The following is a 23680-nucleotide window of genomic DNA, read 5'->3' on the forward strand; positions in this document are numbered from 1 at the left end:
TTTCCACGCAATTTTGGGCAAAAACGGTCCATTAAGTTTAAATTTTGCGACCTTGCATTTCAATAAAAAAGAATAGCATTTATATGAAAGTATTTATCTCCGGAGCGGATGGTTTTCTGGGTAGTAATTTAATCCGCGAATTACTCACAAGAAACCACGAAGTCGTTGCTTTTGTCAAGGAAGGGGATGATCCCAAAACGATTAAAGAACTTGAGTTAGAGATCAGGTACGGCGACCTGCTGGATGCCGCTTCCATTGAAGCAGCGATGGAAGGATGTGACGCCGTGGTGCACACTGCCGCCAGCACGGGCATCTGGCCCTATCGCTCAGAAATTCAGAAAAAAATCAATGTTGATGGTACCAAAAATATGGTGGCCGCTTCCAAGGCCAATAAAATCAAACGGTACATCCATATCGGCACGGCGAATTCTTTCGGGTATGGATCCAAGGAAAATCCGGGTGATGAAACACTGCCTTATGCTTCCGGCATATACGGCATGGATTATATGGATACCAAATACGAAGCGCACCAATTTGTACTGAAAGAAGCAAAGGAGAACAACTTCCCGGCCATCGTCATCACGCCCACTTTTATGTTTGGCCCCTACCCTGCCCGACTCGGTAGCGCCAAAATGGTGGTCAGTGTTTATCAAAAAAAAGTAAATGGGTACACCAAGGGCGGCAGGAATTACATTGCCGTTAAGGATGTATGCGTGGCCATCGCCAATGGGCTCACCCAAGGCAGAATCGGTGAAAGTTATATTGCCGGCAACAGAAACCTGAATTACAAAGAAATCTTTACCCTCATCGCAGGAGTGGTCGGGGTAAAACCGCCGAAACTTGCCTTTCCTGGTTTCATTGCGAAAACGGTAGGCTGGGTCAATACGGTACTCGCCAGGACTTTCAACTTTGAACCCGTCATCAGCACTTCAATGGCCCAGATGGCGCTGGATGAGCATTATTATTCTCCTGAAAAAGCCAGGAAGGAACTGGGACTCCCGCAATCTTCCCTGGAAGACGCTGTCAGGGAGAGCTTTGAATGGCTTAAGGAAAACAAGTATATTTAAACATGAGAATGGATTTCAAGGATAAAGTTGCCATCATCACCGGCTCCAACCAGGGGATCGGGAAGGAGCTGGCACGTCAGTTGGGACTGGCAGGGGCTAAAGTGGTCATCAATGGAAGAAATGAGCAAAAACTCGCCCTCGTCCAGGAAGAATTCCAAAAACTGGGCATCGATTCTTTACCGCTAAACGGAGATATTTCAGACTACAGGTTTTGCCAATCCCTTATCGGCAAAACGATCGATCATTATGGTCAACTGGATATTTTGATCAATAATGCAGGCATGTCGGCCAAAGCTTCTGTGGAAGAGGGCGATCCGGATTCTTTTAAAAAGATCATCGAGATCAATCTCCTTGGATCAACTTACACGACAAAATACGCCATTCCCCATTTGCGTGAAAGGGAAGGCAGTGTAATGCTTATTTCGAGTCTGGCCGGGATCCACGGGCTTCCCTACTTTGCGGCTTATTCCACGTCAAAAAAAGCCCTGACCGCCCTGGCAGAATCGCTGAGGGTAGAACTTCATCCGAGTAATATCCATGTAGGCATCGCTTATGTAGGTTTTACGGAAACGGATGAACAGAAAACTTTTTATAATCACAAGGGCGAGTTGGAATATCTTGAAAAAAGGAAGAATATGAATCCCACCCCCATTTCTGTAACCGCTGAAAAGATCATAAGTCAGATCAAAAACAGGAAGAAGTCGAGCTATCACAGCCTCGTCGGGCAACTGAACCGTTTCTTGTACCGCCTCTATCCTCCTTTTGTGGAAATGTTTCTGAAACGATCCTTGGGTAAGTTTAAATGAAACACATAGAACTTAAACACATAGGCACATAGTGCACATAGACCACATAGAACTTAAACACATAGACATATAGTTCACATAGACCATATAGAACCAAACACATAGGCACATAGTGCACATAGTTTTTTGAAGCACTCCCAAACCAACAACCTGAAACAACCTGAAACAATTTGAAACAACCTGAAACAATTTGAACACTCCCGACCTGCGGTACGGGATTTCGCTGCGCTCAACTTGAAACAACTTGAACAAAAAAAATCAGTTTAGCTCCTCACGAAAACCACACACCAAAATTTTAAAATTTGACATCTTCTCAAGGAAGTCTTATTTTTACGAAAAACTACCTGATTCAGCTATGAAAATTAAATGGACTATTCTTGCAATTCTAATGTTGCCGATGCTAAGTGTTAACGCACAAAAAGAACTCAAAGGCAAATGGGAAGGCACAATCACCTTCGGCGGTTATGACAAAAAGGAAGGAGATAAATTTGAAATGCAGCTCGATATCAAGGGAAAACTTGTTACCGGTTACACTTATATTTACAAAAATAATGCTGAGGTGATTATCCGGAAATTCAGCGGCCGGATTTTTGAGGATCGCTCCTTTTATTTGGAAGAACTGCCTGATGCCCAGGCCAGCAAAGATAAGGAACCGGGGCAGGAAAGTACCTTGCGCAAGTATCAGTTCGTCTTTACCCGAAGTGTATTTGATTCTACTCTGGAAGGCCACTGGCAGGATATCACCAATGACCCTTTTAGTCAATCACGTGGTCGGGGACGCATTTATTTACACAAAGCGGATAAGTCGAAAGCTTAACATTTTTATGCTTCCAGCATTTTCACCATGGTGAGGATCGTGGCAATAGCTACGGTTTCTCCTGTCTCATCATAAACATCCACCAGGAATTTAACGATACCTTTACGGAAATCTTCCCCTTCTTTTTGCTCCTGGGCGATTTTTTCCTTCACCGTAAACCGCACCCCAATGGTCATGCCGGGGTAAACAGGCTTGGTAAACCTACATTCTTCAATCCCGTAATTCAACAAAACGGGTCCTTTTTTCGGGTCGACAAAAAGACCGGCCGCTTTTGACAATACGAAATAGCCGTGCGCTACCCGACGCTCAAAAATGGTCCCTTCCAGGGAAGTGTCATCCATGTGGGCATAAAAATTATCCCCGCTGACATTGGCGAAGTTGGTAATATCACTCTCCGTGACGGTATGTTTGTGGGTGATGACCGTCTCACCTATCTCCAGTTCCTCAAAGTGTTTGCGGAATACATGAACCGGTTTTTCCTTATATTTTCCACCGTATTGATAAACGCCTGTAACCGCCGTCACCATGCTTGGATGCCCCTGGATGGCAGTGCGCTGCAGGTAGTGTTTCACCCCGCGAATGCCCCCGAGTTCTTCTCCGCCGCCGGCTCTGCCCGGCCCGCCGTGGGCAAGTAACGGCATAACAGCACCGTGGCCGGTACTTTCCGGGGCACTTTCCCGGTTGAGCATGAGTATCCTCCCATGCCATGCCGCCGCCTCGGCGACATATTCCTGAGCAATATTTTCATCAAAGGTACAAATGGTACTCACCAGCGACCCCTTGCCCTTATTCGCCAGCTCAATGGCTTCTGTGAGATTTTTATAGGGCATGATCGTACTTACCGGCCCAAAAGCTTCGATATTGTGAGAATCCTCTTTCACAAAAGGATCATCATTATAAAATACGATTGGGGAAAAAAAGGCACCTTTTGATTTATCCGCGCCCACCACTTCAAATTTATCCATATCTCCAATGACCACGGAACAGCTTTCGCTAAGTAATTCTACTTTCCTGCGTACGGTTTCCTGCTGGGATTTTGCCACCAGCGCGCCCATTCTGACGCCTTCCACCTGTGGATCTCCAATGGTAGTTTTAGCCAGGGCAATCCGCAGCGCCTCCTGAACATCCCCCACCAGGTTTTCCGGCACGATGATCCGGCGGATAGCGGTACATTTTTGCCCGCATTTGATGGTCATTTCATTGCGAATCTCCTTGATAAACAGATCAAATTCCGGCGTTCCGGGGACCGCATCGGCTCCCAACACAGCCGCATTAAGGCTATCTGCTTCCATATTAAATGTCACGCCTTCTTCCGTCAGTCTCGGATAGGCTTTCAACATTTTCCCCGTAGCCGCCGAACCGGTGAAAGTCACCACATCCTGGGTTTGAGTTCCTTCCAGGATCCCTACGCCGCTGCCCTGCAACAACTGCAGTGCACCTTCAGGTAATATCCTGGAATCGATGATGTCACGTACCATGGCTTCAGTGAGAAAGGAAGACAATTCCGACGGTTTGACCACAGCAGGCATGCCTGCCAGCAAATTCACGGCTATTTTTTCCAGCATCCCCCATATTGGAAAATTGAAGGCATTGATGTGAACAGCAATTCCGTGACGCGGGGTCATGATATGACGACCGATGAAGGTACCCTGCTTGGATAAATTGGCCATTTCCCCATCCACGTACACCTTACTGTCAGGAAATTGACGACGCAGGCTCGCATAAGCAAAAACCGTCCCGATGCCCCCGTCGATATCGATCCAGCTATCGGTTTTGGTGGCCCCTGTTTTATAACTTACCGGGTAGTAACTTTTCCGCAACCCGTGCAAATGAATAGCCAGTTTTTTTAGCATCAATCCACGTTCCAAAAAAGTCATCTTCCTCAGAGCCGTACCTCCTGTTTTGCGGCCATAATCCATAATGGCTCCAAAATCGAGCCCTTCAGTACCTGAAGTACCTATCAATTCACCGGTAATGGCGTTGAACTGAGGAATGCCTTCCCCTGTATGATCCGTCCACTTTCCCTGGATATAGTGCTGTAATTTCATTATTATTTGGTTATTATTTTCTACGAATGGTCGTTCGTTTACCAAAGGTAAGGATTTGTTTCTTATGCAAAAAAAATCCCGACAATTGTCTAAGGAACCAATTGTCGGGATACAGAGAAAAATTACTTTAAACTATTACATTTAGTCTTTAACCTTTCTCACGGTCTTTCTACACAAACTTCGGCATAAATACGTGCGGCCTGAATCAGTCCGTCTTCGGTATGTTCAATTTCACCGGCACCCACAAGTTCCGCTAAATCTGCGCAATCTTCGAAATATTTAGCCAATCCTTTTTTGAACAACAAAAACGGCGTACTCGAAGTAGATGTGGGAGCGGGTTCTCCTTTTTTCAATAAGGCAAATTCAACTTTTTTATCCCCTAATTGATCATCAAAAGGATAATATTTAAACAACTGGATTCGTGGTGAATCATAGATCACTTCGAGCAGGTGTTTCCCTGCCATTTTGTTTCCTTTGGCACCGGGCGTAAAATCCATCACTTTAAAAGATCTTCCATTAAAGGCAAACCCCTGAATTTCAGAAGGATCTAAAGTGTTGGCAACCTCCTTTCCATCTACCTTATAGTTGAAAATAATATTACCCTTAGGTCCGAAAACAAGATCATTTCCATCTTCAGTATTGACAATAACATCTCCTTCTATTTCATCACCATTGGCCAATACAAGTGTCCCTGTCATACTCGCACTATCTTCCTCATCCTCTTCCGGAGCGGCCACGTCAATGTTATTACTCGGTGGAGTGGCTGATGCTACATCAATGGCGAAGTGGCGGGAAGTAACGCCATTCAACTCAAAGGATTTTTTCAGCTGTTCAATTTTGTCGACATGTCTTTTGACCGCACCGTCTTTATAGTCAATTTCAATACATTGTTTGGCGTATTTTTCCGCATTTTCCAAATCGTCCATCCAATAGTAGGCTATGGCCAGATTATATAAACAAGCATAACGAACCTTTTTAAGGTTTTTATCATCGACAGGATATTTATCATAATTCATCCAGAAATCGATGGCAGGTTTTAAATCTGTAGCAAGGGCTTCAGCGGGGGCGTCGGCTTTTACTTTTTCAAAGGCAGCTTTGGCTGTTTCATACGCTTGCAGGAAAGATTCATCTTCAAATTTTTTGGTCACCTTAAGTTCTTCCCGCTCGCTTCTGGCAAGATAACCGTATAAATAATTGATGTCTCCGTTAACAGAATTTACCGCATTCCTGACATAGGAAGCTGCGCTGCTATTTACTTTGCTCAACCTCCTATTCTTCCAGTCTTCATAAGCCTTGGAATAGGTATTGAAAGAACCACCTTTGATTTTTTCTATATCTTTTGCGTCCGTAACATAAGTCTCGTGAAGCAGGTTACCATGATAATCGTACACCATGTATTTCACAGGAATATAGTAATGGTATTCCATATAATAACTCGTGGTTTTGGAAACTTTCCCATCTTTGGACTTACTTTCGGTTACCTTCGTTGCCATTTCGTTTTTCACGACGCGGGCATTTCCTACCGACACATTAACGCGCACATGGGCATTTCCGTTAACTTTTTTGAAGCCACCCAGGTTGATATTTTTTTCCAATCCGGCTTGTGTCAGATTCCCACTTTCAAAAATGGAATGTCCGTTCACATAACCGCTGCCGTAGAAATTGACTTTGTAAGTGGTGAATTCGTTGTCCAATGGTTTTGCAGGTAATTGAGTGTAGGCAATGTCAAATTTTTCGTTCTTAATTTTCTGGGCTGAAAGCTGGAAGTTAAGACAAAACAAGGCTGCCATAAGCAGTGTAATAATTTTGCTTTTCATAAGTCTAATTTTGTTAATTAATAGAATTTTTCAATTGTTTTATTGGGTAAAGAGCGCTAACAATTTACCAAATCGGCACAAATATAATTAAAAAAATGACAAATAAAAAGTTAATAACTAATTTGATTTCACTTCTACCTTATCACCCGATCTACAGCTCCTTGATTTTTGAAATCAATTCCCCGAAGCAATTATTTTTTGACCATTCTACCTAAATATTTTCTTCAAACTCACCTTCTGCCCCGTCGTAACATCCTCATTTTTAAACACACGAGAGGCCAACCAAAGCGCAATTACCGCGTAAGCCAATACCGAAGCCGCCACCACGCTGATGAGCACAACATCATATGTGCCTTTGAGTACTGCCCCTAAAGCCAGGGCGATGTTCAACATAGGAATCAAGGCCGTTGTCATCGATAATTCCATGCCCGGCATCTGTGACAGCACTGCCGGAATGATGATCACCATCATCATGGGCGACACATAACTTTGTGCTTCTTTATAGGAATTGGCCAACTGTACCACCGCCAGCGTAAGTGCCGCCAGGAAAATCGTCGTCAGAAAAACGATGAGGCCGATCCACAACCACCCTTGGGTTGAGATGCTGAGGGTGAAAGACCCCAGCTCATCCCCGGCCATCAATTTAACCTGGATGAACATGGCCACCATCAAACTCAGCACGTTCATGATGGCAGAAATGAGGCCGATGGTGAACACCGCCAGGAATTTTCCGGCAATGATTTCTTCCACCTTAATGGGCGCGGTAAAAAGGGTCTGCAAGGTCTTGCGCTCCTTCTCTCCCGAGGTAATGTCGATGGCAATATAAACACAGCCGACAAAAATGAAGATTAGCAACAGCATGGGCAAAAAGGAGCCGAGGATCTTCCCGGCAATCTGTTCGTCCGATGCCAGATTGACCTCCTGAATTTCAACCGGGTGGATGAAATCAGGATCCAGGCCCCGTTCTGCAAGTCTTTGCTGGATGATCTGCTCTTCATAGGTTTTGATCATCCCAACAATCTGTCGCTTACGGATGCTTACCAGGTCCTTCGAATCGTCGTAAAATATTTCCACATTTATGGTTCCCGCCAACTCACTATTTTCGGTGATTTGCAATCCAATGGTGGTTGACAAAGTATCAATCATCTCCCGGGTAAAGGGAATTTTCTGAACATTGAGGTTGGGCATTGCCTCCAGCGACTTGACTATTGGAGCATCCCCTGCTTCCGGGTTGACCAGCAGGGTGACCTTTTCTTCGGCCATTTTCACCTGTTGACTTTGTCCTACTTTTCCGATGAGCGTAAAAAGCACAGGATAAGTAAAAAACGGCAACAGGATGATGAGATAGATCATACGTTTGTCACGCAAAACCTCTTTGATCTCTTTTTTGAATATGGTGGTAATGATATTTTTTCTCATGGTTGATTTTTTATTGTAAAGGAGCGGAAACCAAACTAAAAAAGGCCTCTGCAAGGGTACTTTTTCCGGTCACATTTTTGGCTTCGGAAATGGTACCATAATGCCTGAGACCTCCTTCATGAATAATGGCAATGCGGTCACATAGCCTTTCCACTTCATCCAGGTGATGGGTGGAAAAGATGACTGTTTTCCCTTCTTCTTTCGCCATTTTCCGGATAAACTGAAGGATAAATTCGCTGGCCATTATATCGAGTCCGGTAGTAGGCTCATCGAGTATCACTACACTTGGATCATGCACCAGGGTGCGGACGATAGAAACCCTTTGTTTTTGCCCGGTCGATAATTTTTCACAATAACGATCCTTAAAATCATTGATTCCGAATACCTCGGCGAGGCGTTCGATACGGTCTTTCAATTCTTTGGGCGGCACTTCGTACAAGGTTCCGAAATACTGGAGTAGTTCCAGAGGTTTCAACCGCCTGTAAAGATCCATATCGCCTGTGAGGAATCCAAGGGATTTGCGGGCGTTGATCTTTTGGGTTTTCATGGAATTCCCATTAATGAATGCATCCCCTTCGGTAGGCGTCAACAATCCGGAGAGCATTCTCAAGGTTGTCGTTTTACCGGCTCCATTGGGTCCCAGCAATCCGAATATCTCGCCGGATTTGACCTCGAAACTAAGATCATTCACGGCACGCAACTGTTCGAAATCCTTGGAAAGATTACGCGCTTCAATTTGTACTTGCATAAAATTGGACATTTGTTAATTAGTTCGGTGCCTAAAATAATAATCCGCTGACGAGCAGATGAAATTTATCGACAAAATAAAGGTTAAAGTTGATGGGGAATGCAGGAATTAAATTCATCTGTTTATTTTTACGCAAAAAACAAACTTATGCAAAGAAGACAATTTGGAAAAAAGATGGCCACAGCCCTCCTGGCCGGAAGTTTGATCAATCCAGGGAGTGTTTTTGCAAAAGGCACCCAGAGCAAGTATAAAAAAGTAGTAAAGCCTGCAAAACTCAAACCAGGGGATACCATTGGCCTGATTACTCCAGGAAGTTATATTTCTGATGAGGGACTGGAAAAAGCGGTTAAGAATGTTGAATCGCTGGGATTTAAAGTAAAGCTCTCAAAAAATATCCGCGCCCGGCGAGGCTTCAATGCCGGTACTGACCTGGAACGATTACTCGATCTGCATACCATGTTTGTAGACAAAGAAGTGGCAGGAATATGGTGCGCCCGCGGCGGATATGGATGCACAAGGTTATTGCCTTACATCGATTACAACCTGATCAAAAAACACCCGAAAGCGCTCATCGGGTACAGCGATATCACGGCCCTGCTGAACGCCATTTATCTCAAAACGGACCTCGTTGGTTTTCACGGCCCCGTAGGTGCTTCGGAATTGACAGATTACACCAAAGAAAATTTCCTGGCCGTTTTGGTCGAAGGGAAAGCCAGCCATGTCATCCAGCTTTCGGAGAACAACAAAACCAATGAAGATACCGCCTACCATGCCCGGCAAATTCGCTATGGAAAAGTGGAAGGCAGGTTGATCGGAGGCAACCTTTCTCTGCTCGCTTCCATGTCCGGAACAGAATGGGAACCGGATTACAAAGATACCATCACCTTCATTGAAGACGTAGGCGAAAAACCCTACCGCATAGATCGTATGCTTACTCAACTCAGCCAAACCGGCAATTTCAAAGAAGCTGCTGCACTGGCTTTGGGTATTTTCAATGACTGTGGGGCGCCCAAAGAGGAGGATTCCCTCTCCCTGGATGAAACCATAAATGGTTACTTGAGCGAACTCACTCTGCCAAGCTTTTACGGGCTTTCATTCGGGCATATCAAGGATCAGTGTACATTACCGGTTGGCATCATGGCCGAATTGGATACCAGGTTGCAGACGCTTACCCTGATGGAAGAAGCGGTGGAAACAAAAGACTAAAGACTAAAGGCTAAAGATTAAAGATTAAAGTAGGTTCAAGTTTAGCGCAGTTGAAAGGAGTGAAATCCCGTGCAAGTAATGCCGGGGCGAAATACCGTACCGCAGGTCGGGAGTGTTCAAATTGTATTAGGGCGGGGTTGTTCAATTAGGTACGTCATGAGAACGATTTGGACTTTAAATACTGTGAGTATTGGATTTACGGTGTAATCATGCTTATTTTTGCGGCGAATTTTAAAACCTAACCATTTTTCAACCAAAAAAAATCGATCATGCCTAAAGCGAATCAGCATGTAGAAATCTATCATGATGAGTTGGACGATTACATGAGCAGAAAAAAAGCTGCCGTGGATCTTCAAACATACATCGGCAAACTGCTCGTTGACAAATCTGTCGAACTGGTCCTTTTCAGGAATCAAATTACGGACATTACCATAAGTGACCTTTTACGGTTACACAAATATGCGCGGGAGGTGGTCCAAAAAGAAATAAGCATTTTTGACTCTTCGGCATTAGCCAAAGATATCTTTGAAATGAACCTCGCACCGGCGAAGATAGATATCGGTAAACTGGCAAGCGAATGGGCCTCAGAAAAAGACAACCATGCTTCTCGTAAAGATTTTCTGCACGACAAACTCAACCACTGCCTCGTCGAGAACAGCCATCCTTTTGTGCCGAGAGATGTGGTGCTGTTCGGGTTCGGTCGTATCGGAAGACTCGCCGCCCGCGAGCTCATCCGCCAGGGCGTGGGACAACAATTGAGACTCAGGGCTATTGTTCTGCGTAGCGTTGATGAAAAGTCGATCAAAAAAAGAGCCGACCTTTTCGAAAATGATTCTGTACACGGACCTTTTAAAGGCTCCGTTGAAATAGATTATGAAAATATGTGCTTACTGATCAATGGACAGCGCATATACATTATTGCCTCTACCGATTCATCTACTATTGACTATACGGCCTATGGTATCAAAAATGCCCTGGTCATCGATAATACCGGCGCTTATACTACTGCAGAAACGCTGAAGATTCACACCCAGGCCAAAGGGGTCGATATGGCTTTACTCACCGCTCCAGGATCCGGTATGCCCAATATCGTGTATGGCATCAATCACAAAGAACTGGACAGAGAAAATACCACGCTCTACTCCGCTGCCAGTTGTACCACCAATGCCATCAGTCCGGTACTCAAGGTGATCAATGATCATTTGGGCATTATCAAAGGACATGTGGAGACCATCCACGCTTACACCAACGACCAGAATCTGCTCGACAATATGCACAAAAAGCCCCGGCGGGGAAGGTCAGCGGCAATCAACATGGTGATTACCTCCACCGGAGCGGGGAAGGCCGTCGCAAAAGTTATTCCTGAGCTCGAAGGAAAACTAACCGCCAATGCCGTGCGCGTCCCTACACCCAATGGTTCACTGGCTATTTTGAATCTCGATATTGAAAAAACCACGACTAATGAAGAGGTGCTGGCCATCATGAAAGCCGCAGCATTAAAAGGTAACCTGGTCAACCAGATCTATTATTCCATCAGTGAAGAGCTGGTATCCAGCGATATCATCGGCAACGATTGCTGTGCCGTTTTTGACAGCCCGGCAACACTCGTCTCCCCTTCAGGAAAAAATATCATCCTGTACGTTTGGTACGACAATGAATTTGGATACACCAAACAAGTGATTCGCCTGGCGAAGTACATTGCCAAGGTGGGCAGGAATATTTATTATTAAGTCGTTACGAAGGTGGAATTAAAAGTGTTCAAAAAAAATTAAACGCAAGGTGCGCTGAGGTTGCGCAATGGCCGCAAATGGAATATACCGCATCAACGGTCGGGAGTGTTCGTTGCGGACCTTGCGCCTTCTTTGCGCCCATTGCGGTTAAGTTTTTGTTTTTCACTTGCTCTTTTATTCACAATTACCTACCGTTTCGGTTTATACTTCGATCGTTCCAGCATAGCCTGTGCATCCCGCATTTCGATGAGCTCGTACATGGTGGTTTGAGGGTTGAGGCGCATATATTTTTTTACGATCTGCCAGCCCAGCCAGTTGGCCGTCCTGCCGGGGGCGACATCGGGCATTCCCGGCGAATTGGGGCTTGGCGTTACATACTTTTTGATCTTTGACCAGTCGGTCGAATAAAGAAGGTCCTCCGAAAGAAAGAAGGTCCACATATCGTATTCGTTGTTTTTCATCCAATCCACCTGTTCCTGCGTCATTTCCAGTTTTATACTATCGGCCGTATAAGGGAACAGGTGATCCATGATGTAAAGTTTTTTTCCGTTATGGACCATCAGGTCGATCAGCCGGTTATCGGCGGGGGCTTCCCCGCAAAGATCCTCCACCAGGGGGCGAAGTGCTTTGGTGACCATATGCTCTTTGGTAAATGACCTGGTGAGGTAGTTTGAAAAAGAAGGATTGCCCTGGTTGTATTGAAAATAGGGGTAATCAGCCCCGAGGAAAAAATCCAGCCCGACCGCCAGGGAATTATCTCCAAAAATAAACGCCGCGTAACTATACTCAGAAACAAAAATCGTTACATCAGGAGTAGCCAGGTCAGGAAAATAATACTTGAGGAACCGAAAAGCCTGTTCAAAAGATCTCTCCTGGGCGCTCATATCGTTATACACCACCAAACAAGTATCAAAGAGGTGGCGTACTGTTGGAAATTCGAGAAAACCCTTCACATAAGCTTCATGGCCATCGGGAGCGACTTTGGGATTTTTAGATTCCAGGATCTTTTCGAAATATACCGCGCTAAATTCAGGATACTTTTCTTCGAGAGCCGCTAATCCCGGGGCGATGTTATTGGTATCCAGGGCAAAAAGATCCTTGTCAAACCGTTTCAATTTGACAGAAATGTCAATGTCAGACACGTCGGGAACATCTTCTTTGTATTCCCTGGAACACGCGAATAAACCCATGACAATAAAAACAAAATAAAAATAGTTCTTTTTAAAACTCATATTGGTAAAACGTATGATTTATTGATTCAAGGATTAACTTTGCAGCATTTATTAAGCTTAATAAAAACTAACAGACCATGAAGAAAATTGTAATGCTCGGGCTCATTTTTTTATTTATTCAAAATCTCAACGCCCAGGGTGATATCAGATTTGGTTTTCAATTGTCACCGGCAGTTTCCTGGTTGACTACGGATAATAGCAAAATAAATTCCAGCGGACCTAATATTGGTTTGAAATTAGGCCTGAACGGAGAATATTACTTCAGAGATAATTACGCCTTCACCAGTGGGATCGGTTTCCATTTCAACTCCGGCGGAACCCTTTTACACCAATATGGCGGAACCTATTGGACGAAAACCGACCTCCCCACCGGCCTGGATACCATGAGCAACGATGTAAAACTAAAATATTCTATCCAATATGTAGAGATTCCTTTTGGTTTAAAAATGAGAACCAAAGAATTTGGTTTCCTAAGATATTTCATCGACCCGGCCATCACCCTTGGATTCAAAACCCAGGCGAGAGGGAAAATTACAGATAGTGGAAAGGTCGGCGCGGAAGATGAAAAATACGATATTCGCCCTGAAGTCAACGGAATCAACCTTTGCTGGGGACTTACCGGCGGCGCCGAATACAATATCGGAGAAAACAGCAGCCTGGTTTTCGGGCTGGGCTTTCAAATGGGTTTTACCGACCTGACTGATGACAACGGCACCGTTTTTGATCCCGAAAAGGGCAACCGCAAAGAAAATTCCAAAGGATTGTTCAGAAGCATCGTACTCAAACTGGGCGTGATGTTTTAACGAACACTCCCGACCTGGAGTACAGGAACCTGTCCTCGGCATATAATACCGGGATTTCGCCCCGCTCAATTTGAACAATTTGAACAAATTGAACAACTTGAACACTCCCGACCTGCGGTACGGGATGAACACTAAAAACCCATCGAACCATTATTAAGATAAAAAAACCTAATCAATGGATTTAAGTAAAAAGTTAGACGCCTTTATCGATGAGGCCCTGCAGGAAGATATTGGCAACGGTGACCACACCTCTCTGGCCTGTATTCCCAAGGATAAAAGAGACCATGCTCGCTTACTGGTAAAAGATTCAGGAGTCATCGCAGGTGTGGAAGTAGCCAAACGGATCTTTGAAAAAGTTGATCCGTCCTCACGCTTTGAAGTATTGATAAAAGACGGGAGCAATGTTGACTTCGGGGATGTTGTTTTTGAAGTGGAATGTAATACCCAGGCCTTGCTCAAAGCAGAACGTCTGGCCCTGAATACCATGCAACGCATGAGCGGGATTGCTACCCTGAGCAACCGTTTTGTATTTGAAGTGGAAGATTTGCCGGTAAAATTGCTCGACACCCGGAAAACCACTCCCCTTATTCGTTTCCTCGAAAAATGGGCCGTCCGCCTGGGGGGATGTACCAACTATCGGGATGGTTTATACGACCGGTTTATGGTCAAAGACAATCATATTGACGCCTGTGGCAGTATTGAAAAAGCGATTGAAAAAATACTGGAATATAAAAAGACCCATAACCTGGATCTTCCGATTACCGTTGAGGTGCGCAACCTGGTTGAGCTGCACGAGGTGTTGAACGTAGGGCATATCGACCGGATCATGCTCGATAATTTTGAATTGCCGCTGATGAAAGAAGCCGTGGAAACCGTCGCGGATCGTTACGAGGTGGAAGCTTCCGGCGGGATCACCATCCACAAAGTCCGTGAAGTAGCCAAAACCGGCGTTGATTTCATTTCCATAGGGGCCCTGACCCATTCGGCGACCAGCCTGGATATGAGCCTGAAGGTGGTGAAATAACCCTTTTTGTTCACAGGGCTTGCCGGACGGTATGTTCCCGACTAACATTATTTCCTAAAATCATATTTTCGAAATTCGTTAATCGACGTTCCTGGTTTAGTTTTCGGATATCTTTCCCAAAACTCCAAACAAGGAACCTCGATTGACGATTTTAGGGACCTTGCACTTGAGCAACCAGGGTTCCGCCCCTCCTCCTTGCTCTCTCCATACAAGTTCCCGGCTCATGCTATACCCGGATAATGACTAACTGTTATCCAGAATAAAAGGGTCACGGCCACAATCAATAACCAAAACCGGATATCTCTGCTAAAGCTCTTTTTTTCTGAAATCATGTTGTTGTTGTGTTCGTTTATTATAAATTTGTTTTATCAATAGCGCTCAGCAATAATGCCTTTATTCATTAGGATTTTAGGCCCGCATAAGGTAAATTACCCGGGAAAAATTATTACTGCCTGACAGGGTATCCGAAAGCGATATGGAGTGTTTTACCTTTTCGCTGTTTCGGCTGAAAAAAGGGCGAAAACGAAATTTGAACAAACGCTGAGCATACTACCTAATTCAAAAAGGATGCCAGTTTTTTTCAAATGGCTAATATCAAGTTAAAATGAAACATCTTTCCCTCACCTTCGCCTGCGTATTTTTACTCTCCGCATTTTTTGCCAACGCACAGGAATACGATCAAACGCTTAGGGGGATAGTAAGAGATGCCGACACCGGGCAACTGCTTGAAGGCGTGAGTATTTTTCTTGAAGGAACCGATCGTGGCTGCATCACCGATAGCCTCGGAGCCTTCAGGATGGATGATATTTCCATCGGGCGTTATAGCCTGAGTATTAGCTTTATCGGGTATCAAACCATTGAATTGAGTCCCGTCATTTTAGATTCCGGGAAAGAAACGGTTTTGGAGATCAGCCTGGAAGAGACCGCTTCACTGCTCCAGTCTGTCGTCGTGAGTGCTCCACAGAGTAAAACGACCACCCAATGTCCTACGGTATCGGTGCTCACTAATGAAGAGACCCTGAGATTTCCGGCCACCTTTGATGACCCCGCCCGCCTCGTTATGTCTTTGGCCGGAGTGGCAGGAGATAACGACCAGGCCAACGGTTTGTCCATAAGAGGCAATTCGCCCAACGGGATGCAATGGCAACTGGAAGGACTTGAAATCGTCAACCCCAACCATACCCCCAATGCCGGTACTTTCAGCGACAGGATCACCCAAAACGGCGGCGGCGTAAACATCCTCAGCGTGCAATTACTCGACGCTTCATACTTTTACAAAGGCGCTTTCCCTTCCGAATTCGGCAATGCCCTATCCGGCATCATGGACATGAAACTGAGAAAAGGCAACGACCAGACCCATGAATTCACGGGGCAGGCGGGCCTCATCGGTATAGAAATGGCTTCAGAAGGTCCGCTGCCGACGCAAGGAGGCTCCTACCTCGTCAACTACCGTTATTCAACCGTAGGATTGCTGCAAAAACTGGGACTGGAGCTCGGCGACGAAGCCATCAGCTTCCAGGATCTGTCATTCAATGTCAATATTCCCCTTGGCAAAACGGCACAAAGCACCCTTTTCGGAATGGCCGGAGTCAGTGACAATTTCTTTAAAGCAAAGCGAGATTCGAGCCTCTGGTTATTCACCAAGGACGGATTTGACATCAACTTCACCTCCCGTATGGGCGTTTTGGGCAGTACGCTTTCGGTGCCTCTCGGAAAAAAGAGTTCCTGGAATTCAGCATTGGCTTTCTCCGGGCTTGAAAGCCAGCGTTATGCCAACGTCCTGGATGCCGATTACCAACCTGTACCAGCTGAAAAGGATGAGACCATTAATACCAAACTCGCCTTTCGAAGCACTTACCTGTACAAAATTAATATTCACAATCGCCTGCGGTTAGGCCTGTCGTTGACCAACCACTATGCTAAAATTACTTCGGTGATCGAATCCCTCACCGTGGCCTATGGAAAAGGAAGTGGCCTCATGGTGCAGCCTTATATCGACTGGCAATTCAGGAAAGGCCCCTTCATCACCAATGCCGGGCTTCACTATAGCCGTTTTACTTATAATGAAAGTGCCGCCCTCGAACCACGTTTTTCTGTCGAATGGCAAGGCAGTGAACGAAGCTCGCTGAGCCTTTCCTACGGACTGCACAGCCAATTGCAGCAGGCACCACTGTATTTCAGCAAAACCACTATGGGCGACAACAGCCACCTCGAACTCAACAAGGCCCATCACCTGGTGTTTGCTTACAAACAATTTTTGAACAACAATATCCAGTTCAGGACCGAACTTTTTTATCAAAGACTTTTTAACCTGCCTGTCTCGGCCGAAAGGCAAAGTACGTTCTCTGCCTATAATATGCTGGAGGGCTTTGTCAACGAACCGCTGATCAATACCGGAACAGCCGAAAATTACGGCATCGAACTCAGCCTCAGGAAGTTCCATACCGACAATTATTACTACCTCGTGAATGCCACTTTTTACCAATCAAAATACCGGGGCAGTGACCTCATTGAAAGAGACAGCCGATACAATGGCCATTATATCTTTAACGCTGTTTTTGGAAAAGAATGGGAATGGACTTCAAATAAAGGAAACATAAAAACTTTAGGCGTGAACCTTCGGGGCAACCTGGTCGGAGGATTCCGCGAAACGCCCATCGACATCGAAGCCTCCTCCGCTGCCGGGACAACGATTTACAAAGAATCTGAGGTTTTTACCCTCCGGCAAAAAGATTATTTCAGGGTAGATCTGCGCCTTTATTATCAAAACAATAAGAAAAATTTTGCGGGCAGAATTTCATTCGATATCCAAAACCTGCTGAATACTCAAAACACAGCTTTCAGTTATTACGATATTCGGCAAAAAACCATCGTTCAAAAATACCAACTGGGGCTGATTCCGATGCTGAGTTACAGGGTGAAGTTTTAGGAAAACTGGTTGCTGGTTTTAGAACATTCACAAATCTGGCGAAACATCTACCCCGCTTGCGGGGTCAAATTTGACGGCAACTGAATTCCCAGTTTAGAAAAAATCCTCATGTCAAATTTGGGGGTGTCTACGCTTGCGGGGTCAAATTTGACGGCAACTGAATTCCCAGTTTAGAAAAAATCCTCATGTCAAATTTGGGGGTGTCTACGCTTGCGGGGTCAAATTTGACGGCAACTGAATTCCCAGTTTAGAAAAAATCCTCATGTCAAATTTGGGGGTGTCTACGCTTGCGGGGTCAAATTTGACGGCAACTGAATTCCCAGTTTAGAAAAAATCCTCATGTCAAATTTGGGGGTGTCTACGCTTGCGGGGTCAAATTTGACGGCAAATGAATTCCCAGTTTAGAAAAAATCCTCATGTCAAATTTGGGGGTGTCTACGCTTGCGGTAATAAAACAGGCTTTATTTTTTAGGCCAACATTTTCCTGATCAACACAATCTGCCCCAAATGATAATAACAATGCTCAATCATACCCTCGAGATTTCTTTGGTAAGTTCCGTATTTTTCATCTACAAAAACATCGAACAACTGGTCGTCAGCCATTTGCTCCACTTTGTCGGCAAATTTTTCAGCATTGCTCCACATATTGTTCAATAGATCTTCCCAGGCTTTTTGTGATGTTAGCGGAGGCAGGTCAAAGCTGTATTTATCCCTGATGTCAAGCGAACCACCTTCCAATACATTTAAAACCCCGGCGATATAATAATTAATGTGAAAAGTTAAAGCCGCGATGGTGTTTAATGAGCCGACCTTTGTGGTAGCTTTTTCCCAGGTCATATCGGAAAGCTGTTCCTTGAAATTAGTGTTGGTCACCCAATGTCCATTTAAAAGAATCTCTCTGAAACGGTCCGCCAGTGGTTTGGTTAACTTTTTCATATCCATTAAGGTTTTATCATTATGTTATTCCAAATCAAAACATCACAGGATCAAAAGCATCAAAGCATTGTTTCCTCAAACCATACTAACGGACGTTGATCCTTATCGCCCGTAAGGGTATCGCAGCGAAAAAACATGGCGTATAGTTCAAGATTGTCCCCGATCCGGTTTAGAAAAATTTGTTTGCGGCATTCCCCTTTTTCGGTATTATGGTAAAAATGAAAAAACCGCCAGATATGGTAAACATCGTCATGCAACTCAATGATATCAAGAATGGCCGGATCGTCGGTCCAGTTTTCCATGAACTTCCGGGCCAGTTTGGAATGGTGGAGATCCCAGTTCCGGGGATGGCTCCGGTCTTCGAGGTGTTTGAAGGAATCATGGGCAAAAGCAATGATCCGCAATTTTTTACGGGTGGTTTCATCAACGCCTAACTCATCAATGTTGTCGAGCACCTCCCGGATATGTTTATATACCTCTCCTTCAGGATGCCCTGGACGCGGTCTGCCCCACAGAAGGCCTTCCCTGAACTCGGGGTTTTCGATCAGTTGTTTTTCAAGGGGTGTTTCCGGCTGGAGAATGGCTGTTATTTCTTTTTCGAGTGTTAAATTATTCATGTCATGGTTGTGCTGCTGCTTGTCCTTCCAACTAATCACAACAAAAGGTTGAGGGCAATAGTTGAAAAAATTTCACGTAAAACAATACAGGCTTTAAAGGTCAAGCGGGCGGTAACCTGTTCAAAAACGGGACAAATTTACATCAATTCCCGTTAACAGAATAAAACCATAACGAAAAAGGAGCCAAATTCGATTCTTCCGGCAGGTATTTTTTTTATAAAAAGGCAGATCATCCACCTGAAATATTCTTCAGTTTACATCTTTTCCAATAACAACCTGCCGATTTCGGGGTTGTGCAAAACAGGCTGAAGGTCAGTCTTTTGTGCAGAAATAATATCCTGCAACATGGCCAACCGAAGGTCATTGGGCAGAAAGTCCATCAGCAGGAAGGACTGTATATTTTTCATTTCTTTTGGGACGGGAGATATTTCCTTCAGGGTAATGTGGTTGATCAGACGGGTACAAATAACGGAAAGGATATCAATTCGGAATATATCTTTCATGATCGTTTCTGCGATCACTTCATAAACTTCGGTTTGGAAATTCACTGCATTGAGAATGTTTTCCGGTTCGATGATCTCATTCAGATTCTTCTGCACAAAAGAGATAAAACTGGCCGCTGTACTGGTATCAAGACTGGCATCGGCCAACAATTGTACTAAGGGTAGTTCTGCCGAAAGATCCCCTATCTCTTTGATAGAATCAAAAAATTGCACCAATGTCCTTGGAGTCGTTCGGCTGCCGGTCACCGCTTCCGGGTAAGTGAGTACAAAGTTGATGCCCCGCTCATCGACTCCTGCCCGTACCGCCCATTTAGCCCAGGCTTTGGCATCAAAGTCCATCCGGATATGCATCATCCTGGTAATCATCGCATCATCCATCGGGGTAACAGAATAATCCCCTCCGTCCGGGTTGGCGGTTAAGATAATGTTCCATTGAGGGGGCAATTTCCAGCTCACCAATTCGTAATTTTGCAACAACTGCATGATCCCGCGCAGTATACGGTCATCGGCCCTGTTCACATCATCGATCAACAGAATACCCGGCACATCCTCCTTCGGCACCCATTCCGGAGCCACAAAAACCGTCTGGTCATGGGCTATCTTCGGCATCCCCAACAAATCGCCCATCTCTTCGAACTGTGCCGGGGCAACATACCTAAAAGCATACCCGTTGTTTCGGGCAAAATCCTCGATCAGCTCCGTTTTGCCAATGCCATGACGCCCCCAGACACAAAGCGGAATTCGCTTACGCCCCTCTGCACTGGCCTTTTCATTCACCCTAATCACATGGGTGATAAAACTTTCGACCTCCTCGGCGGTGCTTTTACTTCCGTAATATAAATAGTTATGGTTGGACATAGGCTGGTTGCTGGTTACTTGTTGCTGGTTACTTGTTACTTGTTTTCCGAGGTGACATCTTCGCCGGGGAGCTAATCCGCGCTGGCAAAAGGTGTCGCATCGGGCTGGTTGCTGGTTACTTGTTGCTCGTTACTGGTTGCTCCGAGGTGACATATTTGCCGGGAAGTTAATCCGCGCTGGCAAAAGGTATCATCGAAATGCAGGCGTACTGTTTAAATAATAAGTTCACAATATCGGGGGAGTAATTTTTTTAACCTGATTTTTTCGGAAATATTTTTTGCTAATGGGTTATCATGCAGGTTTAAGGATCTGAGTTTAGTCAATTGTCCAAGTTCTTCCGGAACCGTATTGATCTGGTTTCCTTCTAAATTTAAGACCTCCAAATCACCCATTTCTCCAATAAAGGAAGGAATTTCCGCAATGGAGTTAAAGGCAACACTAAAGTGTTTTAAGGATTTCATTTTTACTATTTCGGGCGAGAGTTCCCGGATGAAATTTTTGGCCAGGAAAAGCCATTCCATTTTTTCCAGCCGGGCAAACTTGGGCGAAAAATCGGGAAGTTCATTCTCTGAAAGATCCAGGAACATCAGGGACTTTAGACTGAAAAGAGCAGGGGAATAACTATTTATGTTATTTTTTCCCAACACCAACTCCTCCAGCTGATCGAGTGAAGCGAAGGAAGCCGGCAATTGTTTTATCTTATTATTGAATACATTCAATCTTTTCAGTTGATTGAATGCTCCGACGACTTCAGGTATTTTTTCAAGCCCCATCCCTTTTAGGTTGAGTTCGGTATCAAAATTCAACACTTCCTGTTCGACTTTCTGAGCAACCGCCCAATCTTCAAACCGATGTCCTTTGAAAACAAATTCAGCGGGAAAGCAGGCAACAAATTTATTCGGATCGACTCCGGTTGCTTTCATTTTTTGGAAGGCGGTCTCTCCGTCTTTAAAAACAGGATGCAGCGGATCGGGAAAAATAAACTCGTCGTAACCAAATTTTATCAATAAACTTTCGATTTCAGACTTCACCCCGATCAAAACTTTGGTTTCTGAATACCTTTTGGTGTAACCCGTACGCTTATCGAGGTACAACTGCAGAACATCCGCCACCAATGCATTGGGAAGGCCGCCGGTTTGCATCATTCCAATAGCCAGCAACTGGTTTGTTTTCTGGTCGCTGTGCAGGAATGTTCTCAGGTTTTCCAGCTGAGCTGCAGAGGCATTAAAAAGATAATATTCGTTTGAATCCATAATCAATAAAAGCCAAACAATCTTTAACGTACTTTGTTCATCGCCACCTTTCTGCCGGGCAAAGCTGTCCAGGCAGGCGTTTCGGGTTGAATACCTCCTGAGGTGATGACCCACAGGAGGGGCACTCGCGGGATGGTTTGAGGCGCGGAAGCATAACCGTCCGTAAAATAAATGACCGCATCGGGCAGGTATTCCTCATTGGCAAAAATGAGCGGTTCTTCAAAGCTGGTCCACCCACGCCCCGAAACATAATCCGGCATTTGCCCACGGTAGGGATATTTTCGTTTAATGGTATCGTCGCATTCAAGGATCATAATTTCGGCTCCCTGGCGGTAAATATGCTGAATTTCATTAAAAAACCGCTGATGGTCCAGGGAAGAAGTACTGCCGGAAGTATCGATGGCCACCAGCAACTTGTTTTTATGTTTGACCTTGATGCCGGGTACGGTTTCGTAACGTTTGGAGACCCGTTTGATGGTGTTTTTTAAAAAAGTTTTGGAACTGGTCCCTGAAAATAGGCGCAATACGCGCCGCCAATCCAAAGTCGGAGCGTCCACCTCATTGTGTTTTTTCAGGTAGGCCCGAATCCCTTCCGGAAGGTTGCCGGATTGCGGGTTATTTTTTATCCGCTCATAGACATTGTCGATCAGGGAATCAATACCCGACTGAATCACTCTTTTTTCCGCTTCCGAAAATTCCTTCCAAGCCCGGTGGTCACCGATACCCTGTTCTGGTTCTCCCCCGCTAAACGAAGACAGGTAACGCTTCAGCGCTTCAAAAGCAAGATCGGGTTCCGCATTATTTTCTTTGCTGCGATAAAGTTTTAGCAGTTTTTTGTAATAATAATCGACACTTTCATGGGGTTTGAGGTTCAGACCGGGAAAACTTTCCAGCAAAACGGGCTCGCCCGGCAACTGTTCTTTTTCAATGTATTGGTTGACGACAATATCCATGGCCACATTGGCAATCTCACGGTGGGTAAAATCCCCGATCATGAGAATATGTTTGAATAAAACATGAAGAATCTCGTGTTTTATTACGCCATATTTGTAGGCATCGGTTTTCAAAAATTCATTCCAGAAATTTTCGTTCAGACTCAGGGTGACCAATCCATCACGCCGAACCGAGACGGCCAGCGTACCGGTACGATCCGAAATTTCCCTAACGAGGTTGGAGAAAAAATGCCCGTAAAACGGCTCATTAAGGATGAGCTGAATGCTGGTGCGGGTGACTTCATCGAGGAGGGTTTGATGGTTCATGAAAATAGTTAAAGAGATTCCTTATCCCTAAATACGGAATTGAGTTTTTAAGCATTTCTATACAAATCCATAATAAGACAGGAAGATACGCCCCTGTTGCTTTCATTATATTTTTTGAGCAAAACAGCGCCAAGTTTCTGCCCCATAAAAAAAGCGAGCACCATAAACACATAGGTGTACCAGGCAAATCCGAGCCCCGAAAAAATGCGCATGGCAATGATAACAGGGACAGGCAAATGAATGGCCAAAACCCATTGAAAAGAAAATTTACGCACGTTGGCGCGCCAATATCCGAAGGGAATATTGAGCATAAAAACCAGCATGCTAATAATTATCAACTTGGTCATGTGCACAAGAATTATAAGTAAAATGATCTATAAAGAATTTAAAAGGTGATTGTAGTATTGCTCTATTTATATACACAGGTCATAAAAACACTCCCATACCAATTAATTCCTGCTAAAAATACCCAACATAATCCATCCATGCAACCTCAAGGGAATTATTCTTTAAATACAGTACCCGTTTTTGTACCTCACGGATGGAACGAAGTCACATCCGGCAGGGTATGCCGCGGACAGGTAACCGTACCTCTGGTCGGTATACCG

The 23680-nt window shown here is 44.8% G+C and carries 19 protein-coding genes; 8 read left to right on the forward strand and 11 right to left on the reverse strand.

The genetic code is table 11. The features are described from left to right. The first annotated feature begins 83 nt into the window (after window positions 1-83). From H6571_24090 to H6571_24100, 3 genes are all read left to right on the forward strand, one after another. Complete coding sequence (locus H6571_24090; protein MCB9326831.1) at window positions 84-1067, forward strand: NAD-dependent epimerase/dehydratase family protein; 984 nt, start codon at window positions 84-86, stop codon at window positions 1065-1067. Window positions 1068-1069: 2 nt separating this feature from the next. Continuing rightward, a complete protein-coding gene (locus H6571_24095) occupies window positions 1070-1873 on the forward strand; it encodes an SDR family oxidoreductase (GenBank protein ID MCB9326832.1) in 804 nt (267 codons plus the stop codon). 355 nt (window positions 1874-2228) lie between these two features. Continuing rightward, window positions 2229-2690: a hypothetical protein gene (locus tag H6571_24100; GenBank protein ID MCB9326833.1), complete on the forward strand. Its 462-nt coding sequence runs from the start codon at window positions 2229-2231 to the stop codon at window positions 2688-2690. 5 nt (window positions 2691-2695) lie between these two features. Here H6571_24100 and paaZ read toward each other — a convergent pair whose 3' ends face one another. The 4 genes from paaZ to H6571_24120 form a co-directional block, all read right to left on the reverse strand. Next, entirely contained in the window at window positions 2696-4738 is a 2043-nt protein-coding gene (gene paaZ / locus H6571_24105) for a phenylacetic acid degradation bifunctional protein PaaZ (protein ID MCB9326834.1), read from the reverse strand. Between the two features lie 158 nt (window positions 4739-4896). Then, window positions 4897-6555, reverse strand: coding sequence for a tetratricopeptide repeat protein (locus H6571_24110; protein MCB9326835.1), 1659 nt, complete (start codon window positions 6553-6555; stop codon window positions 4897-4899). Between the two features lie 207 nt (window positions 6556-6762). Next, complete coding sequence (locus H6571_24115) at window positions 6763-7974, reverse strand: ABC transporter permease (protein MCB9326836.1); 1212 nt, start codon at window positions 7972-7974, stop codon at window positions 6763-6765. Window positions 7975-7984: 10 nt separating this feature from the next. Further along, window positions 7985-8722, reverse strand: a complete 738-nt coding sequence (locus H6571_24120; GenBank protein MCB9326837.1) for an ABC transporter ATP-binding protein — start codon at window positions 8720-8722, stop codon at window positions 7985-7987. A 147-nt stretch (window positions 8723-8869) separates the two neighbouring features. Between H6571_24120 and H6571_24125 the strand changes: the two genes are divergently transcribed. Then, the gene (locus H6571_24125) at window positions 8870-9928 is read left to right on the forward strand and encodes an LD-carboxypeptidase (GenBank protein MCB9326838.1); all 1059 of its coding nucleotides are present in this window, start codon (window positions 8870-8872) and stop codon (window positions 9926-9928) included. 269 nt (window positions 9929-10197) lie between these two features. Beyond that, window positions 10198-11658, forward strand: a complete 1461-nt coding sequence (locus H6571_24130; GenBank protein ID MCB9326839.1) for a glyceraldehyde-3-phosphate dehydrogenase — start codon at window positions 10198-10200, stop codon at window positions 11656-11658. Between the two features lie 188 nt (window positions 11659-11846). Here the strand turns inward: H6571_24130 and H6571_24135 are convergent, their stop codons facing one another. Beyond that, window positions 11847-12890, reverse strand: coding sequence for a hypothetical protein (locus H6571_24135; GenBank protein ID MCB9326840.1), 1044 nt, complete (start codon window positions 12888-12890; stop codon window positions 11847-11849). Window positions 12891-12967: 77 nt separating this feature from the next. On the opposite strand from H6571_24135, the gene H6571_24140 reads away from it, so the two are divergent. The 3 genes from H6571_24140 (at window position 12968) to H6571_24150 (ending at window position 17646) form a co-directional block, all read left to right on the forward strand. Continuing rightward, entirely contained in the window at window positions 12968-13693 is a 726-nt protein-coding gene (locus H6571_24140; protein MCB9326841.1) for a PorT family protein, read from the forward strand. 175 nt (window positions 13694-13868) lie between these two features. After that, the gene (gene nadC / locus H6571_24145) at window positions 13869-14717 is read left to right on the forward strand and encodes a carboxylating nicotinate-nucleotide diphosphorylase (GenBank protein ID MCB9326842.1); all 849 of its coding nucleotides are present in this window, start codon (window positions 13869-13871) and stop codon (window positions 14715-14717) included. Window positions 14718-15321: 604 nt separating this feature from the next. Next, a complete protein-coding gene (locus H6571_24150; protein MCB9326843.1) occupies window positions 15322-17646 on the forward strand; it encodes a TonB-dependent receptor in 2325 nt (774 codons plus the stop codon). Window positions 17647-18114: 468 nt separating this feature from the next. On the opposite strand, the gene H6571_24155 is transcribed toward H6571_24150, so the two are convergent. The 6 genes from H6571_24155 to H6571_24180 all read right to left on the reverse strand — a co-directional run bounded on the left by H6571_24155 (window position 18115) and on the right by H6571_24180 (window position 23419). Then, window positions 18115-18582, reverse strand: coding sequence for a DUF1572 domain-containing protein (locus H6571_24155; protein ID MCB9326844.1), 468 nt, complete (start codon window positions 18580-18582; stop codon window positions 18115-18117). Window positions 18583-18641: 59 nt separating this feature from the next. Further along, a complete protein-coding gene (locus tag H6571_24160; protein ID MCB9326845.1) occupies window positions 18642-19199 on the reverse strand; it encodes an HD domain-containing protein in 558 nt (185 codons plus the stop codon). A 254-nt stretch (window positions 19200-19453) separates the two neighbouring features. Beyond that, window positions 19454-20560, reverse strand: a complete 1107-nt coding sequence (locus H6571_24165; GenBank protein ID MCB9326846.1) for an AAA family ATPase — start codon at window positions 20558-20560, stop codon at window positions 19454-19456. Between the two features lie 212 nt (window positions 20561-20772). After that, window positions 20773-21813, reverse strand: a complete 1041-nt coding sequence (locus H6571_24170) for a leucine-rich repeat domain-containing protein (GenBank protein ID MCB9326847.1) — start codon at window positions 21811-21813, stop codon at window positions 20773-20775. 23 nt (window positions 21814-21836) lie between these two features. Then, window positions 21837-23072, reverse strand: a complete 1236-nt coding sequence (locus H6571_24175) for a hypothetical protein (GenBank protein ID MCB9326848.1) — start codon at window positions 23070-23072, stop codon at window positions 21837-21839. A 47-nt stretch (window positions 23073-23119) separates the two neighbouring features. After that, complete coding sequence (locus H6571_24180; GenBank protein MCB9326849.1) at window positions 23120-23419, reverse strand: hypothetical protein; 300 nt, start codon at window positions 23417-23419, stop codon at window positions 23120-23122. Window positions 23420-23680: the final 261 nt, after the last annotated feature.

Source organism: Lewinellaceae bacterium, assembly GCA_020636105.1.
Lineage (GTDB): Bacteria > Bacteroidota > Bacteroidia > Chitinophagales > Saprospiraceae > BCD1.